Source organism: Sphingobacterium anhuiense, assembly GCF_042686355.1.
Lineage (GTDB): Bacteria > Bacteroidota > Bacteroidia > Sphingobacteriales > Sphingobacteriaceae > Sphingobacterium > Sphingobacterium anhuiense.
In genome coordinates this window covers 1,296,472-1,313,286 of the sequence record NZ_JBHUPE010000004.1, presented here as the reverse complement: position 1 = coordinate 1,313,286, position 16,815 = coordinate 1,296,472, and the positions used below count along the sequence as shown (strand labels likewise).

The 16,815-nt window shown below is 40.1% G+C and carries 13 protein-coding genes; 9 read left to right on the top strand and 4 right to left on the bottom strand.

Annotation, left to right across the window (positions count from 1 at the left end; all coding sequences use genetic code 11):
- The first annotated feature begins 1 nt into the window (after position 1).
- From ACFS6I_RS11290 to ACFS6I_RS11270, 5 genes are all read left to right on the top strand, one after another.
- Entirely contained in the window at positions 2-1,654 is a 1,653-nt protein-coding gene (locus tag ACFS6I_RS11290; protein ID WP_380920552.1) for a SusD/RagB family nutrient-binding outer membrane lipoprotein, read from the top strand.
- A gap of 31 nt (positions 1,655-1,685) precedes the next feature.
- The gene (locus tag ACFS6I_RS11285) at positions 1,686-2,882 is read left to right on the top strand and encodes a metallophosphoesterase (RefSeq protein WP_380920550.1); all 1,197 of its coding nucleotides are present in this window, start codon (positions 1,686-1,688) and stop codon (positions 2,880-2,882) included.
- Position 2,883: 1 nt separating this feature from the next.
- On the top strand, positions 2,884-3,744 hold the full coding sequence (locus ACFS6I_RS11280) for a glycerophosphodiester phosphodiesterase family protein (RefSeq protein WP_380920548.1): 861 nt from the start codon (positions 2,884-2,886) through the stop codon (positions 3,742-3,744).
- 159 nt (positions 3,745-3,903) lie between these two features.
- On the top strand, positions 3,904-5,442 hold the full coding sequence (locus ACFS6I_RS11275) for a SulP family inorganic anion transporter (protein WP_380920546.1): 1,539 nt from the start codon (positions 3,904-3,906) through the stop codon (positions 5,440-5,442).
- Between the two features lie 70 nt (positions 5,443-5,512).
- Positions 5,513-5,983, top strand: coding sequence for a DinB family protein (locus tag ACFS6I_RS11270; RefSeq protein ID WP_021191135.1), 471 nt, complete (start codon positions 5,513-5,515; stop codon positions 5,981-5,983).
- Positions 5,984-6,035: 52 nt separating this feature from the next.
- Here ACFS6I_RS11270 and ACFS6I_RS11265 read toward each other — a convergent pair whose 3' ends face one another.
- From ACFS6I_RS11265 to ACFS6I_RS11250, 4 genes are all read right to left on the bottom strand, one after another.
- A complete protein-coding gene (locus ACFS6I_RS11265) occupies positions 6,036-6,995 on the bottom strand; it encodes a helix-turn-helix transcriptional regulator (RefSeq protein WP_380920544.1) in 960 nt (319 codons plus the stop codon).
- Positions 6,996-7,163: 168 nt separating this feature from the next.
- Entirely contained in the window at positions 7,164-8,162 is a 999-nt protein-coding gene (locus tag ACFS6I_RS11260) for an ATP-grasp domain-containing protein (protein ID WP_380920542.1), read from the bottom strand.
- A gap of 14 nt (positions 8,163-8,176) precedes the next feature.
- Positions 8,177-10,015, bottom strand: coding sequence for a flavohemoglobin expression-modulating QEGLA motif protein (locus ACFS6I_RS11255; RefSeq protein WP_380920540.1), 1,839 nt, complete (start codon positions 10,013-10,015; stop codon positions 8,177-8,179).
- Positions 10,002-10,787: an N-formylglutamate amidohydrolase gene (locus tag ACFS6I_RS11250; protein ID WP_021191141.1), complete on the bottom strand. Its 786-nt coding sequence runs from the start codon at positions 10,785-10,787 to the stop codon at positions 10,002-10,004. The genes ACFS6I_RS11255 and ACFS6I_RS11250 overlap by 14 nt, the downstream gene beginning before the upstream one ends.
- Before the next feature lie 126 nt (positions 10,788-10,913).
- Between ACFS6I_RS11250 and ACFS6I_RS11245 the strand changes: the two genes are divergently transcribed.
- The 4 genes from ACFS6I_RS11245 to pdeM are packed head-to-tail and all read left to right on the top strand — an operon-like array spanning position 10,914 to position 16,666.
- Positions 10,914-11,930: a ligase-associated DNA damage response exonuclease gene (locus tag ACFS6I_RS11245; protein WP_380920537.1), complete on the top strand. Its 1,017-nt coding sequence runs from the start codon at positions 10,914-10,916 to the stop codon at positions 11,928-11,930.
- Entirely contained in the window at positions 11,927-13,525 is a 1,599-nt protein-coding gene (locus ACFS6I_RS11240) for an ATP-dependent DNA ligase (RefSeq protein WP_380920535.1), read from the top strand. Before ACFS6I_RS11245 ends, ACFS6I_RS11240 begins: the two co-directional genes overlap by 4 nt.
- Entirely contained in the window at positions 13,522-16,002 is a 2,481-nt protein-coding gene (locus tag ACFS6I_RS11235) for a ligase-associated DNA damage response DEXH box helicase (protein WP_380920533.1), read from the top strand. Before ACFS6I_RS11240 ends, ACFS6I_RS11235 begins: the two co-directional genes overlap by 4 nt.
- Position 16,003: 1 nt before the next feature.
- On the top strand, positions 16,004-16,666 hold the full coding sequence (pdeM, locus tag ACFS6I_RS11230) for a ligase-associated DNA damage response endonuclease PdeM (protein WP_380920531.1): 663 nt from the start codon (positions 16,004-16,006) through the stop codon (positions 16,664-16,666).
- The last annotated feature ends 149 nt before the right edge of the window (positions 16,667-16,815 follow it).

The window sequence follows — 16,815 nt, the reverse complement described above, 5'->3', positions numbered from 1 at the left end:
AATGAACAATTATTTTAAAACTATAAAAATAGCATTATTTGTATCCGCCATAAGTTTTTGCTTGTGGAGCTGTAAAGATCTCACGGAAATCAATATCAATCCCAATGGTGTTAGTGAGGAAGATGCAAATCCAAATTTACTTTTACCTACTATACTTGCTGGTGCAGGAAGTAAATATAATGATCTCAATTTTACAGATCTAGGTGGTGTAGTTCAATACACCCAACTGGATGCCTGGTTTGATTCGCACAATGATTATGAGTGGACTGGGGGGATATTAAGTTGGGATGCTTATTATGGATTCTTACGCGATAATGAATTGATGCGTCGCCGGTCTGAAGAATTGGGACTTGATTTTCATCATGGAGTTTCACTGGTCATGCGCGCTTATCTGTTTGGCTTGATCACAGATTTGTGGGGCGATGCCCCTTATACCGATGCGTTGAAAGCTGAACAGGGCGGAGTGCAGTACAACTTCCCAAAGTTTGATCGGCAAGATGTGATCTACAAAGGAATAATTGAAGAACTGAAACAGGCAAATACTATATTTTCAAAACCAAATGGCCGTTATGACGTTTTGGCAAGTGCAGATATCTATTTTGGGGGTAACGTCGCAAAATGGCGTCGTTTTGCGAATTCATTGGCGTTGCGTTACTACATGCGAATCGCTGAAAAAGAAAATACATTTGCTAAGCAAGGAATAGAAAATATGCTGGCTCATCCGGCTGATTTTCCAATAATTACATCTGCAGAAGATGAGGTTTTGATGAGTTTTATGGGAAATAATGCATCAGATTCTTGGCCTTCGAATACCGTTTATGATGCAAGTGGGAGTAATTTTCGCCGGATGAAAATGTGTGCAACACTTGTTGATCGCTTGCAAGCTCTTCATGATCCACGTATTGCAGTTTGGGCGAAAAAGGTAGAAATCCCGATTGAGGTTCGTACGACAGAACCAAGTGGAACGGATAAAATCGTGAACGGTGTACGTATTGTTTCACCCGATGTGGTGAAAGGTATTGCGGTGGATGTGGATGCTCAATATGTAGGGCTACCACCTAGTGTGTCCAAAAATCCATCGGCTTATAATCTCAATCCGAGCCCTGGACAAACGTCGATGAATCCGCATGTTTCTTACCTCAATGATAGCTATAAGGCAGCCAAGGGGGGAATACTGAAAGCTCGACTACTGGCGGCATCTGAAGTGAGTTTTATATTAGCTGAAGCGGCATGGAAGGGATGGGTATTGCCAGAGTCTGCAAAGGCCTATTATGAGCAGGGGGTGCGCAATTCGCTCGCTACCTGGGGTAAAGAAGATGCGTATAATGTATACATTCAACAGCCTGGCGTCGCTTTTAATAACACCCAAGCACAGATTATGGAGCAGAAATGGATTTCTAACTGGTCAACAGCAACACAGGCTTGGTTTGACTATAGGAGGACGGGCTATCCGCAATTGAAAGCTGGTCCTGCTGCGATTCGTTCTCAATTACCATTACGTATTCCATATATGCAGAATGAAATGAGTGTGAATCAAAAAAATGCAACAGAAGCATTGGCAAGAATTGAAAAAACGGCTTACTCACAAGCAGATAATGAAAATAGTGCATGGTCTAAATCTTGGTTGTTACAAGGAACGAACAAGCCATGGTAATTTTATATGTACACCATTAATATTGATGAAAATGATTATAAAGAATTTAATTTTATCCTTGAGTCTGTGCTGTGCCCTATATACAGCAACAGCACAAACGAACGATCGAGGTCTATATGCTGATCGTATCACGTTGACTTGGTCAGATCAACCATCAACGACACAATCTGTAAGTTGGAGGATAAGTGGTTCTGCGACTAAGGCTGTGGGGCAGGTTGTAGAGGAGCAGAGCAGCCCTGATCTAGAGAAATCTGCACAGACAGTATTAGGTGTAACGAGTCCATTGAAAATTGAAGGTCAGACTGCTGATAACTATGGACAGGTTTCGTTTCAAGGCCTAAAGCCTGGTACAATCTACACCTATCGCGTAGGGGATGGCACGAATTGGAGTGCGTGGAATCAGTTTCGTACGGCTGATGTAAAGGGTGATTTTTCATTTATTTACCTGGGCGATGCGCAGAATGATTTACGCTCGAAATGGTCCCGATCTATTAGAAAAGCTTTTCAGCAGGAGCCTAATGCACGTTTTATTGTCCATGCGGGCGATTTGATAAACCGTTCAAACAACGATAGCGAATGGGGGGAATGGCATGAAGGTGCTGGATTTATCCATCAGATGATACCTGCTGTACCCACACCAGGCAATCATGAATACCGCAGAGACTCTACGAGGCAGCTGGTTTTAGATCCGCACTGGAAAATGCATTTTAATCTACCTAAAAATGGACCTGCGGATATGCAAGATGCGGTGTATTATTTAGATTATCAGGATGTGCGCATGATCTCTTTAAATTCGCAATTGATCATGCTAGATTCTATTGCTGCTAAAAAACAGGAACAATGGTTAACGGAGGTTTTGGCATCTTCAAAAGCCAAATGGAATATTGTGGTTATGCACCATCCGGTTTATTCAACAGCAAAGAATAGAGACAATACCATTCTTCGAGAACGTTTTAGACCTATTTTTGAAAAATATGGCGTAGACTTGGTTTTACAAGGGCATGATCATACCTATGCAAGAGGAACAGCTGGCAAAGTTCGTCCGGTATATCTCCTTTCTGTAGCAGGACCAAAGATGTATGGTTCTGATTCGGAACGTTGGATGGAAGTGTCAGGTGCGCAGACGCAGCTCTACCAAGTTATTCGGGTTACGGACAGTAAACTTTTCTTTTCAAGTTATAAATTGAATGGACAATTATTTGACTCATTTGAATTAACTCACAAATAATATGATACATGTATTAACTATTTTTCGGGTTCTGTTGATCGTTTCAAGTATCTTGTTTTCAGTTGCTTATGGTCAATCTGATCGTTTGCTGACCAAGCTATCGGAAAAAGAACGGCATATTGCTGCTCACCGTGGGGCACATAAGGAATTTCCTGAGAATTCAATCGCCTCCATTTTGGAGGCGATTAGGTTAGGAGTTTCTGTTGTTGAAATCGATATTCGCAGTACCAAAGATGGTGTGTTGATCTTGATGCATGATGCAACGGTAGATCGCACAACAACAGGTAAAGGAAAAGTGAGTCAGCTGACCTATGCTGAAATACAAACCTTGTATTTACGGGATACTCCAGCAGGTGCTGCCTCTAACAACCATATTCCAACGCTTAGGGAAGTACTACGCTTATGTAGAGGTAAAATTATATTGGATATAGATTTTAAGGAAGAAAACGAAAAGTATGTGGCAAAAACTTTTGAATTGATTGCTGCAGAAAATATGGAAGATGAAGTTCTGTTCTTTTTATACGATCACCGACTTATCGAAAAGTTTTATAAGCTCAATCCTCGTATCACTCTTTTTCCTCGTGCACGGAGTATGAAGGATCTGCATGAGATACTAAAATCCAAACGGACTTCCATTGTTCATATTGATGAGTCTTTCGATAATTATAATGAATTAGTAAAGTTTAAAGATCAGGGTGTTATTTTGTGGATGAATACGTTGGGCGATACCGATGAACAAGCTCTTCGTGAAGGAAGTGCTGTTTACGAGATCTTCCTGAAAAAATACGCTTATGTTAGGATTATACAGACGGATAATCCATCTCTCTGGAACAATATGCTTTCTGGAAAGCATCGTCAGTAAAGATTTTCGTAGGATGCGATTTAACAGCTAATCATTTGCGCTATTATTTTTTGATTCAAATGCATAATGCTCTTGTTGCAGTTTCAATGCTAATGAAAAAGAATATAAAATACACAAGGATCTGCGGATGCTTGTGTATTTTTGCAAAAATAAAGTTCAATGAGCGCAATACTTCGATATTTAAATCCACACGGTAAAATAAACTATAGAGTAGAGATTTTGGCAGGATTGACTGTGGCGATGACCATGATTCCAGAATCATTGTCATTTGCTATACTAGCTGGTCTTTCTCCTTTGACGGGTCTCTATGCCGCGTTTATAATGGGCTTGGTCACGGCTATATTGGGTGGGAGACCTGGTATGATATCGGGCGGTGCAGGAGCAACAGTCGTCACACTCATTGCGTTGATCAGTATGCATGGTGTTGAATATTTGTTTGCTACTGTTGTAATGGCAGGTATTTTGCAGTTTATGGTAGGAGCTTTCAAATTTGGGAAGTTCGTCCGACTGATTCCGCAACCCGTGATGTATGGCTTTCTTAATGGTTTAGCTGTGATTATCTTTATGTCTCAGGTCGAGCAGTTTAAGGTTGTAGATTCTTCAGGAGTAACACATTGGTTATCGGGTGCTACAGCCTATATTATGTTAGGCCTTACTTTATTTGCAGCATTAGTAGTCTATCTATTCCCTAAGATTTCTAAAGCGATTCCAGCATCATTAGTAGCCATATTGGCCACCTTCTTGCTCGTATATGTCTTTAAGATCGATACCAAAACAGTGGGCGATATTGCTTCTGTTAAAGGTAACTTACCGGCATTTCATATTCCTTCTGTACCCTTTACTTGGGAGACACTAACTATTATCTTTCCATTTGCGCTGGTTATGGGCTCTGTGGGGATGATTGAGTCACTTTTAACCCTATCAATGGTCGATGAACTGACAAATACGAAAGGAAACGCTAATAAAGAAGCTATGGCGCAGGGAACGGCGAATCTGGTAAATGGATTTTTTGGAGGGATGGGAGGCTGTGCTATGGTGGCGCAAACGCTAGTTAATATTAATGCAGGGTCTCGTTCACGACTTTCCGGTATTATCGGTGCCCTCACAATATTGACCATAATATTGGTGGCTTCTCCATTTATTGAACAGATACCGATGGCTGCTTTAGTGGGGGTAATGATGGTGGTGGCTATTGGAACTTTTCAGTGGATTTCTTTCCGTATCATCACTAAAATGCCGAAGTCTGATATAATCGTCGGTATGCTTGTCGCACTAATTACGATTGTGTTGCACAACTTGGCTTTAGCTGTACTGGTCGGTGTGGTGATTTCGGCACTTGTATTTGCTTGGGATAATGCAAAACGTATTCGAGCGCGAAAAACGATTGATGAAGCCGGAAATAAGGTGTATGAAATATATGGTCCGCTATTTTTTGGTTCAGTAGCTGGATTTTTAGAGAAATTTGAAGTCAATGAAGACCCTGATCTCGTGATCGTTGATTTTAAGGAAAGTAAGATTACAGATATGAGCGCTATAGATGCCGTTAATAAACTTGGATATAGATATCAAAGTCAATCTAAAACACTTCGCTTACGCCATTTGAGTGCTGATTGTAAAGCCATTATGAGGAAAGCAAACAGTCCGGTAGAGATTGAGGCTTCTGAAAATGATCCGACTTATAAAGTAATGCCAAAATAATTTTTTACTGCTGACAATAGGCTGTCACTAACGCTTGTAATTTTGAGTTATCAATTAAAAATAAAGCGATATGAATACAGTAGCAGTTATTACCAAAGATGAATTATTGAAACATTGGTTAGGTCATAGAAACCTGACTAGAAGAACGATCGAGAAGTTTCCTGAAGCAGAACTTTTCACTTATGCTGTGCCGGGTATGCGTACATTTGGTGAATTGGCAAATGAACTGATATCGATTGCTGTTCCCGGTTTAACGGGCATAGTCAATAGACAGGTGGAAGCATATGCTGAAGCAAACAAGTATACAAGCAAGGCCGCCATTTTAGAAGTGTGGGATCAGCATACGGAAGAGCTTAAGCAATTATGGGCGCAACTTAAAGAAGAAAATTTTCACGAGACATTTAATTTGTTCGGTCAGTATGAGTTTCCTGTCATTGAAAATATTTTATATTTTATCGATAATGAGATTCATCACCGAGCGCAAGGATATGTTTATCTGAGAAGTTTGGGCATTGAGCCTCCATTCTTTTGGGAGCGTTAATACCGCTAAAACTTAAGACCTCCAGGGAACAAGCTGCTCTCTGGAGGTTTTTTTATGCCAATCGTTCTGCCTGAGATTTCAGTAAGGATCTTACAGTGTCTTTTAAAGATTTGGGGCTAATAATGTCTGCGCGGTCACCGAACATCATATACCAGCGCGCAAATCCCATGTCAGCATTTTTGACATCAAATACCATTTCGACCATACCATCATTAAAGCTTTCTTTTTTAAAACCAAAATATTTACGTTCCCAATGTAGATAATGCGCAAATTGTGGATCGACATGAAGTACTACGCGCGTAAAATTGGCTTCCTTTTCTCGCTCTGCGAGATATTGTTCAAGATCAGGATGTTGCTTAAATTGTAATTGATCCAATATTCTAATGTTAGAGATGCGATCTGTACGAAATTGTCTATAATCATTTCTTACCAAACAGAAAGCATAGATGTACCAATAATTACTTTCATGAAACACACCGATGGGTTCTATGTCACGTACGCTAGGTTCTTGCTGATAGGTAGCCTGATAGCTAATTTCCAATACATTTTTCTGGGCGATGCATTGAAATAGAGTCGTCAAAGTATTGGGAAGTGCTGAGCTGAGTTGATTATGCGAAATAGATTTCATGACCACATGTTTGTCAATAGTTTCCATCCAATCTTTATCGGAACTACGTATAATCGCCTTCAGCTTATAGATGGCCGAAGAGAAATGATCTTTCATTTCCTTATCGATAAATTTAAACACCAGCTTCTCAGCGGCTACAAAACTCGTGATTTCTGCTTTTGTGAACATCATTGGAGGAATCTTATAACCCTCAACCAGTTCATAACCTAATCCTGCTTCACCAATGATTGGAATGCCTGCCGCAGTCAGACTTCTAACGTCACGGTAGATGGTCCGTAAACTGACTTCAAAACGGCTTGCTAGTTCTTGTGCTTTGACCGTTTTTTTAGATTGAAGTTGAATTAATATTGCTAGTATGCGATCAAATCGATTGAGCTGTTCCACTGTGATGTTTTCTTCTGAATGCTATTAAATATGGGTTTAAGATATAGAATAATTTTTGAAGACAACGATTGAAAGGGATAAATTTATTCGAACGTTTTGGTACACATCCAATTGAAAAAACAAGGCATCACGTGTGATCCGTTTTTTCAATTGGAATACTGTGCTACCTTATTTTTTGATTGTTGTTTCTTCCAGATTCTTGATGATAGCAGTAGCATAATCTTCACCATTAAGTTCTGATGCCTGTAGCAGTGCGCCAGGACTAAAAACGTTGATTTCCATGATTTTGTCACCGATAATATCCAGTCCTACCAAATACATCCCGTCCTGCATCAGTTTGTCGGCCACTTTCTGTACCATTTGCAGTAGTGCGGGACTGATCTCAGCAACTTGCGCTTTGGCTCCTTGGTGGATATTGCTTCTCAATTCACCCGCAGACTGTACTCTGTGCACACTAGCGTATTTTCCATTAACGAGCAGTGGTTTCCCATTGAGTAAAAAAAAGCGGATATCGCCATATTGTGCCTCGGGCAAATATTCCTGTGCGATTAAATAACCGTCGCGACAGATCACCTCAACAATCTGTTTGAGGTTTTTACTTTCCTGCTCATTGACAAGAAAGACATTTTTACCACCCGAGCCTTTCAGAGGTTTCAGGATGATTTTATTGTTTTGCTCTTCAAAAAACTGCTTTACGTCATCGTAACTACGTGTTACGATAGTACGAGGGCGTATTTCTTCGGGAAAGTTTTCGAGGTACAGTTTATTTTCCGCATCAACGAGAGCGCGTGGATTATTAAGTACGCGGACACCAAGATTTTGTGCGAGCTGAGCAAACTGTAATCCCATAGATGCTGCCCAAGGCCTATTGATCATGTCAAGAACGGGGTCAAATCGCAGCCAAATAATATCTAGCTCCCGTAACGATATTTTTTCCTTGGCGGTAGACCGTAATTTATCAATCAATTGATCCGTATCTGCTATACCATCGATCTGATGTACTGCACGGGCATGAGCGGCTATTTTATCCTGATCCAGGTAAACAAAATCAGCAAGACCGATGTAATAGACGGAGTGGCCACGTAGGAGCGCTTTGTAGGCTAACAATGTTGTTGTGAAGCTGGCCTTTTCTTTGTGTGTCTGATTGATGATGAATGCGATTTTCATATAGGAAAGTGCTTTTAATGATTTGAAAGGTTGAAAATATTGTCTCCTGATTTGATTTTTTCTAAGTTCTGTAAATAAGGTTCTGCCAGGTAGCGTGGTTTTAGGATCGGATTGTTTAATAATCCTCTTTGTGTTAATTCTTCAACAATGGGGATATAGTCTTCCCGGATTTTACCAATGAGCAAAGGAGAGAGCTCTCTTCCTTCACGGATATAGGTAATGATGCTCATGAGGCCTTTTAGATAGAGAGCATCTTTTGTTAAGCCACCACCGCGGTATACTCTGGTGCAGATATGGAAGGCTATTTCTTCTGTAAAATGATAATGATCTACCAATAAGAAGAAGGTATCGCTGAAATTATGTCCTGCTAGCATATGGTGTACAGCCACTACACGGGCAGCTATAATCCGCAGACGGTCTCCGCTAAGCTCGTTGACCATGTATTCGGAGAATACAGCAAGTCCTTCCTGCAATTGCTCATAGCCGGGTACACCCAGGCTGAACAGTTTAAATGGCTGCGACTTGCCATTGAAATAGGTGACAATGTGAGTGCCTACTTCATGCTGTATGAGGGCAATGGCCCTGCTCGCTTCAACCTCATAATATTTGCTGATGTTCAATACACCTCGGTTGACCATGATGCCTGTGATATCTTCGCGGATCCGGACGCCGGTCTCCAGTGAAGGAAATTGTTGTCTGAGATAATGAAGCTCTTCCTTTGCCAATTTGGCGAATTCGGTTGCATTGATCATTTTTTTTGGAGGTGCCGGCTTCTTGCTGTGTTGTTCGTATACCAGTAGAATAGCCTTTGCGGTTTCCAGTAAGTTGTCATTGACATTTCCGAATACTTGGAGGCTCCCGTGCATAAAGCCTTCATTGCCACGATCAATCAGCATGGTCATCATAGCATCAAGTTCCTTACGTTTATCTCTAAAAAGATAAGCGATAGTCGGATCATCAATATCTTCAATACGTAGATTATAAAGATTGCGTTTCACCAGCTCCGGATCTATTGGCATGGGTCTATATCTAAATTTTGGTGATTTTAAAAATTTATCTTTCTTAAATTGTAACCATGCTTCACGGGTATTTAAAGGACTGACTAAGAGCAAAAAGTCGAATTTCTGACTTTCAGAAGCTAAATTCTGATCGATTTCCATAATAAGGGGTTGCAGTTCAGTTGTCTTGAGCATCCTGAACTGTGATACCTTTAATGATGTATATAGTCTGATAAATTCAAGAAAACTCTTGCGTAAACTTTTTGTAAATATTTCCCTATAATTGCGCAGAATGAGCGGATATACCTTTCCAGTTGTGACATCATTATAATGCGGTTTTAGTGCAATACCCATGTAAAGTAATTGTTTAAATTCCTCTGCCAATGGGTTGATAATAGGAGTTATATCTCTATCTTTTGGTGACTTTTTCTCTTTTTTTATAGCAGTAGACAAGAACATATTGTGTTCATCCGATTCTAAATCTTTGATAAATTTTTGAGCAATAGGAAGTGCTGATTTCTGTGAAATATGGATGGCGACGTCTGTATCCATCTCTTTATCCTGCCAGATTTCAATCAATTGACATGCACCAAATTCATCTATAAGCTGTCTTATTATTGGCGTGATCACCGCATTGAAATCCAGATCTGATGATTTGCCTACTAAAGAACAAGATTCCGATTTAACCAAAGTGGATATCATCTGATCTTTGCCTTCTACAGGGATCCGATAAAATAAAAGTAGTGGAATGATGCGTTTGAGAACAAGTTTACTATCTTTCGAAAACTGTATATGAACGGGCTCTTTTTGTATGATGGATGTAACTGCTTTCGTAATCGCTTTACTTTGATCCATAGTGACTTTGGTAGCTGTTTTTGATATACGATACAGAAGACCGTAATAGTTTCTTTAATGACTCGATATGATCAAGATTAGGAGTTCCTGTCCATTCATTCATAAAGTCTTTACGAAACTCAATAGAAAGTACACATCCTTTCTGACCATATTTACTGGTGACCCATTTGGAAAGATAACCACCTGAAAATTTGACGTTCTCACGTACGTCGATCTGGTTTTCATTTATATTGTGTTCTTTCAAGTATTTTACAAATGAGTCGATCAAAGGCCTCCAAATACCTTTATTGTTTATCGTTCCAATATTTATCTCTGGATTTGCGTAGGTGTCGACTGTTTCATCAGGACCAGATCGTTTAGCATTGTAACTATGGATATCATAAATGATAAAATACCCATTTTGCTGAATGCTTTTTTCAATCATGCCCGAAAGAACTTTTTGAATATAATGATACGATTGTTTGAGTTGTGCTAAGATTGTCTTAGTAGGAGGTTGCTTCCATACATTAAGCCCCCATGCCTGATCAGGGCGTAGATATACGGAATCTTGAATAGGTCTATTAAGGTCTACTTGAAATCTGGAGGTTTTAATAATCAGTCGATTAGTATCTAGATCTGTCAGCATACCCGTGTAAGGATCCTCCTCTCGTAATCGTTCGGATTCTGAAAGACTCATGATAGGTGATAGTTGTGGGGCAATCTGATGTCCATCATGTATAGCTAACGCTAGAACTGGTCCACCTTTTTCTTCCAATACATATTCTATTTCCATATTATTCTTTGCTTAAATTAAGTAGATCGTATATCTAGTAAACAATTTCGTGGACAAATAGTTTGAATAGTTGCTCATCAATATGCGATGTAAACTAATTTGCGGCATGCTTGTTATTAGAAATATATGGGATTGATAACTTTTACTAATCGCGGTATTTATTGTAAACAAGGTGATTTTTACGTGGACCCCTGGTTGCCGGTAGACTATGCTGTAACTACGCATGGACATGCAGACCACGTGCGCTGGGGCAATAAATACTATCTGTGCCACCATTTGACAAAAGCGATTATCAAATGTCGTATAAGCGAGGATCTGGTTGTCGAATCAATGGCATATGGGGAGACAGTCGTTAGAAATGGTGTTCAGATTTCTTTTCATCCTGCTGGACATGTGATTGGTTCTGCACAGGTTCGACTTGAATATAAAGGTGAAATCTGTGTAATTTCTGGAGATTATAAAGTGGAATTTGATGGCATCAGTACGGCTTTTGAACCGATTAAATGCCATACGTTTGTTTCTGAAAGTACATTTGGACTTCCTGTATACAACTGGTTGCCTCAAGATGTCCTATTTGACGACATCAAGCATTGGGCAGAACAAAATAAAGAAAATAATAAAACGACCGTGCTTATTGCTTACAGCTTGGGTAAAGCGCAGCGTTTATTACATAACCTAGCAGGATATCTGCCGATCTACGTGCATAATAGTATTGGTCGACTCAATGCAGCTATTGAACAGGCCGGAGTTACATTGCCTCCCTACAAAACAATAACAACAGATATGAGCAAGGATGAGCTACAAGGGGGTATTTTAATTGTTCCGCCGGTCATGCGAGATAGCAAGTGGATCAAAAGTTTGCAGGGTGCTGCTGTTGGTATATGTTCAGGATGGATGCAGGTGCGTTCGCATCGCAGATGGCAGAGCGCTGATGCGGGATTTGCACTGAGTGATCATGCCGATTGGAATGGATTGATCACGGCCATAAAAGCAACTGAAGCTGAAAAAGTTTATGTAACGCATGGATTTACGTCGGTCTTTTCTCGCTATTTGACAGAGCAGGGAATACCAGCTGAAGCCGTCACAACGCAATTTGGCATTGAAGATGAAGAAGCGGTAGCGGAGAAAGGGGGTGATCTTTGAGAAAGTTTAGCCGTTTAATTTCCAGACTCGAACAAAGTAATAAAACTAATGATAAATTAACTGCTTTGGTTGACTATTTTTCTGAAGCAGAGGACGCCGATAAAATTTGGGTTATTGCTTTGTTTACAGGGAAGAAGCCTAAAAGAACCATCAGTACCAACTTGTTGAAAGAGTGGATCACCGAGATCACTGGATTACCCACCTGGTTGTTTTTAGAAAGTTATCACAATGTTGGCGACTTGAGTGAAACGATTGCTTTGCTTTTGCCTCCTTCTACATCCACATCCGATATTCCATTGCATCAATGGATATTGGCGTTGAAGAACTTGTCGGATAGTAGCAATGAAGATAAAAAGGAATTTGTTTTCAACGCTTGGGAAAAACTGAGTACGCAAGAAAGGTTTGTGTTTAATAAGCTGATATCAGGCAATTTTCGTATCGGTATCTCATCTAAAAATTTAATTCATGCGCTCGCAAAATTATCAGGTCTGGATACCAATCACATCACGCATAGCATTATGGGAAAATGGGATCCTGAGAAAATTTCTTTTGGTGACTTGATAGGTGGTTTGCATGTTAATACTGATAGTTCCTGGCCTTATCCTTTTTGTCTGGCATATCCGATCGATGTGCCTGTCCATGAATTAGGATCGGTGGATGATTGGCAGGCAGAGTGGAAATGGGATGGCATCAGAGGGCAGATTATTAAGCGGAATGATGAATTATTTATCTGGTCACGTGGGGAAGAACTGGTAACAGACCAGTTTCCAGAATTGCACGTTGCTTTATCTGGTCTGCCAAACGGTACCGTAATCGATGGTGAAATATTGGCTGTACGTGAAGGCGAAGTATTATCGTTTAGTACTTTACAGCAACGGCTCAATAGAAAAACAATCAATAAAAAACAACTGGATGAGGCTCCTGTCGCCTTCTATGCCTATGATGTATTGGAATATGGCGGTATGGATTATAGAGCTGAACCGCTCCATAAAAGAAGGGCCGTGCTGGAAAAGTTATTGCCAATAGCGGAGACAATTTTGACGGCTCCGATTGTTCCTTTTGATTCTTGGGAAGATTTAGTCGCAGAACGGAAAAAGTCTCGCGAACTGAATAGTGAAGGCATTATGCTGAAACGTCAGGATTCTTTGTACCATAGTGGTAGAAAGCGAGGAGATTGGTGGAAATGGAAAATAGAACCTTTTACCATAGATGTGGTGATGATCTATGCGCAAAAAGGAAGCGGGAGAAGAGCTAATTTTTTTACAGACTATACTTTTGCAGTACGCGACGGAGATCAGTTTATTACGATCGCGAAAGCTTATTCAGGATTGACGGATAAAGAGATTAAAGAGGTCAATAGTTTTGTGGTCAAAAATGCCATAGAGAAATTTGGCCCTGTACGGACTGTAAAACCAGAACTGGTATTTGAGATTGCTTTTGAAGGAATAGCAGTCAGTAAGCGTCATAAAGCAGGGCTTGCGCTACGTTTCCCCCGAATTGTGCGCTGGAGAAGAGATAAAAATGTAGATGACATCAATACGCTGGAAGATTTGCAGATACTATTAGAATCAACTATGAGGGATAGTGAAAGATGAAAAAAACGGTAGGCTATCAAAAAGTTGTGAAATGGTTGAAAACCAGGAAAAGAAAACCATTCCCCTTTCAAGAAGAGACGTGGGCATCTTACTTGGAGGGGTATAGTGGTTTAGTCAACGCACCGACCGGATTTGGTAAAACATATTCTGTCTTTCTTGCACCGATCATTGCTTATCTGAATGAGGAGGGCAATGGAAGTAAAAGAAAAGGGAAATTGGGCTTGCGTGTAATCTGGATCACACCATTACGTTCACTGGCCAAAGATCTGGCACGTGCCATGGAAGAAGCTTTATTTCAGCTTGATGTTGACTGGAGGGTCGGCGTGCGGAACGGCGATACTTCAGTATCTGAAAAGCAGAAACAAAAACGCGCCATGCCACAAGTATTATTGATCACACCAGAAAGCCTTCATTTACTTCTGGCTCAGAAAAATAACGATAATATCTTTGATGATCTAACCTGCATAGTTGCAGATGAATGGCATGAATTATTAGGCACTAAAAGAGGTGTCATGGTTGAGCTGGCGCTATCCAGAATCAAAGGTATGGTAAGTTTTAGGGAAAACAGGACGCTTCGCATCTGGGGAATTTCGGCGACAATCGGTAATCTGGAAGAGGCTTTAGCGGTTTTGCAACCTGATCATCACGTGTTTAAAATAATTGTAAAAGCAGCAACTGAAAAGAAGATCCAGATTCAATCGATTATCCCTGATACCATCGAAATGTTACCTTGGGCCGGGCATCTGGGGATAAAATTGGCCGATAAATTAGTTCCTGTTATCAAAAAGAGTAAAACCACCTTGGTTTTCACGAACACCCGAAGTCAGGCAGAGATCTGGTTTCAGCATTTACTGAAGATCCATCCCGATTTTGCGGGTCAGATGGCGATACATCATGGTTCGATAGATTATGAATTGCGCAACTGGATTGAAGAAGCATTGCATACAGGAATATTGAAAGTTGTGATCTGTACCTCATCTCTCGATTTGGGCGTGGATTTTAAACCGGTTGATACTGTGGTGCAAGTAGGGTCGCCAAAGGGTGTAGCACGTTTTTTACAACGTGCCGGAAGAAGTGGACACTCACCCTTTGAAACGTCAAAGATCTATTTTATGCCGACCCATGCGCTCGAACTGCTAGAAGTCGCCGCGATTAAAACAGCGGCTAAAACACAGCAGATTGAAAGTAGAAAACCTTTTATATTACCTTTTGATGTTTTGCTGCAATACTTGGTAACTTTAGCTGTAGGAAATGGATTTGATAATAAAATAATTTTTGAGGAGGTTAAGAATACCTATGCCTTTTCTGAATTGTTGGCTGAAGAGTTTGATTGGTGCATGCAGTTTATTACACAAGGAGGTCCAAGTCTCCATGCTTATCCTGAATTTCACAAAGTGGTGTTCGACGAAGCAGATGGCTTATGGAAAGTAACCAATAGGCAGATCGCCATGCGTCACCGCTTGCATATAGGTACTATTGTGAGCGATGCTATGCTCAAGGTTAAATTTATGACCGGAGGTTATGTGGGTATGGTTGAAGAGTATTTTGTGTCAAAACTAAAACCGGGTGACCGTTTTAATCTCGCAGGTAGAAGTTTGGAGTTTGTAATGGTCAGAGATATGCTTGTGCTTGTTAAAAGAAGTCAGCATAAAAAAACCATAACACCAAGCTGGCTGGGGGGCAGATTGCCCTTGAGTTCTAATTTAGGAGCTATCCTGCGTCAGAAATACAGTCAGGTATTGATCGGAGAACATGAAGAGGAAGAGCTTAAGGTGATGAAACCCTTATTCGAATTGCAGGAATCGATTACACATGTACCTAGGGCGGATGAGTTTCTAGTAGAATTAATACATACGAAAGAAGGATATCATCTTTTTGCTTATCCATTTGAAGGAAGATTGGTACACGAGGTTATGGCGGCACTTGTAGCCTACCGAATTTCCAGATTGATACCTATTACTTTTTCAATAGCGATGAATGATTATGGTTTTGAATTGCTCAGTGATCAAGAAATACCGATGGATGATGCCATTATCTATGACGTGTTTTCTCCCGATAACCTAAGCGCAGATATCAGTGCCAGTATCAATGCCACGGAGATGGCAAAGAGAAAGTTTAGAGATATTGCCTGTATTTCGGGACTGGTATTTCAGGGTTATCCCGGTAAATATTTAAAGAATAAGCAGATTCAATCTTCTTCCGCTTTGTTCTTTGATGTTTTTGAATCCTATGATCCCAAAAATCTTTTATTGCGTCAGGCTTATGATGAAAACTTTCATTATCAGCTCGAAGAGCCACGTTTGCTACATGCGCTGAATAGAATACAGCAAAGTACCATCGTTTTAAAGTGGGCAGAGCGTTTTACTCCATTTTCTTTCCCGATCAAAGTGGATAGTATGCGGGAGAGCATGAGTTCTGAAGAACTGGAAGCACGAATTGAAAAGATGAAGGCCGCAGTGTTTAAAAACTTGGATTAAGATGTACAGAATTATAAAAAGAGGAAAAACGATCATCCTGGATAAAGACCGGGCTCTCTATATACCGGCATATCACATGATGGTCATCAGTGATATTCATTTAGGTAAATCCGGGCATTTTAGGAAGGAGGGTTTACAGATTCCTAAACAGGTGTCCGATACCGATATGCTGCGCTTGGATAAACTATTGGAAGTTTATAATCCCAAAACCTTATTGGTAACAGGTGATATGTTTCATCACGATCATAATCTGGATCTGGAAACATTTCGTGAATGGAGAAAGAAGTACGCATCATTAGAGATTATTCTAGTGAAGGGAAATCATGAAAGATTACCCGTTCTATTCTATGAGGAACTCGCCATAAAACTTTTTTCAGATTACTATGAACTGGGTGAGTTTTGTTTTGTTCATAATAGAAAAGATGCACCAGATAAGGGGAAGTTTATATTTTCAGGACATATACATCCAGGTATCTTGTTAAAAGGGAAGGCCCGACAACGGATAAAATTACCTTGTTTTGTCTTTGATGATACGGCGGCACTTTTACCTGCTTTTAGTTTGTTTACAGGATTTTTTTTAATCGAAGCTACTAAAGAACAGGAAGTTTTTGCGATAACCGCTCAACGGGTACTCCCAATGGGAACACGCAGAGCTGAAATTTGAATAAACTGACCTCACTAATCTTATTGCTATTCTATTTATGAGCAATGATTTCACTTAAAATAAGGGTAAATCAAATTACCCCTTATCAAAATTATAGATCGTATTTCTGATTTGATGTAAATTATTTATAATATTATTTACTTCTCAAT

Bases quoted from the DNA above. Each gene is read 5' to 3' on its own strand.
- ACFS6I_RS11255 (WP_380920540.1), bottom strand. From the start codon at position 10,015: ATGGATCAAAGTAAAGCGATTACGAAAGCAGTTACATCCATCATACAA.
- ACFS6I_RS11270 (WP_021191135.1), top strand. From the start codon at position 5,513: ATGAATACAGTAGCAGTTATTACCAAAGATGAATTATTGAAACATTGG.
- pdeM (WP_380920531.1), top strand. From the start codon at position 16,004: ATGTACAGAATTATAAAAAGAGGAAAAACGATCATCCTGGATAAAGAC.
- ACFS6I_RS11275 (WP_380920546.1), top strand. From the start codon at position 3,904: ATGAGCGCAATACTTCGATATTTAAATCCACACGGTAAAATAAACTAT.
- ACFS6I_RS11245 (WP_380920537.1), top strand. From the start codon at position 10,914: ATGGGATTGATAACTTTTACTAATCGCGGTATTTATTGTAAACAAGGT.
- ACFS6I_RS11285 (WP_380920550.1), top strand. From the start codon at position 1,686: ATGATTATAAAGAATTTAATTTTATCCTTGAGTCTGTGCTGTGCCCTA.
- ACFS6I_RS11280 (WP_380920548.1), top strand. From the start codon at position 2,884: ATGATACATGTATTAACTATTTTTCGGGTTCTGTTGATCGTTTCAAGT.
- ACFS6I_RS11235 (WP_380920533.1), top strand. From the start codon at position 13,522: ATGAAAAAAACGGTAGGCTATCAAAAAGTTGTGAAATGGTTGAAAACC.
- ACFS6I_RS11290 (WP_380920552.1), top strand. From the start codon at position 2: ATGAACAATTATTTTAAAACTATAAAAATAGCATTATTTGTATCCGCC.
- ACFS6I_RS11260 (WP_380920542.1), bottom strand. From the start codon at position 8,162: ATGAAAATCGCATTCATCATCAATCAGACACACAAAGAAAAGGCCAGC.
- ACFS6I_RS11250 (WP_021191141.1), bottom strand. From the start codon at position 10,787: ATGGAAATAGAATATGTATTGGAAGAAAAAGGTGGACCAGTTCTAGCG.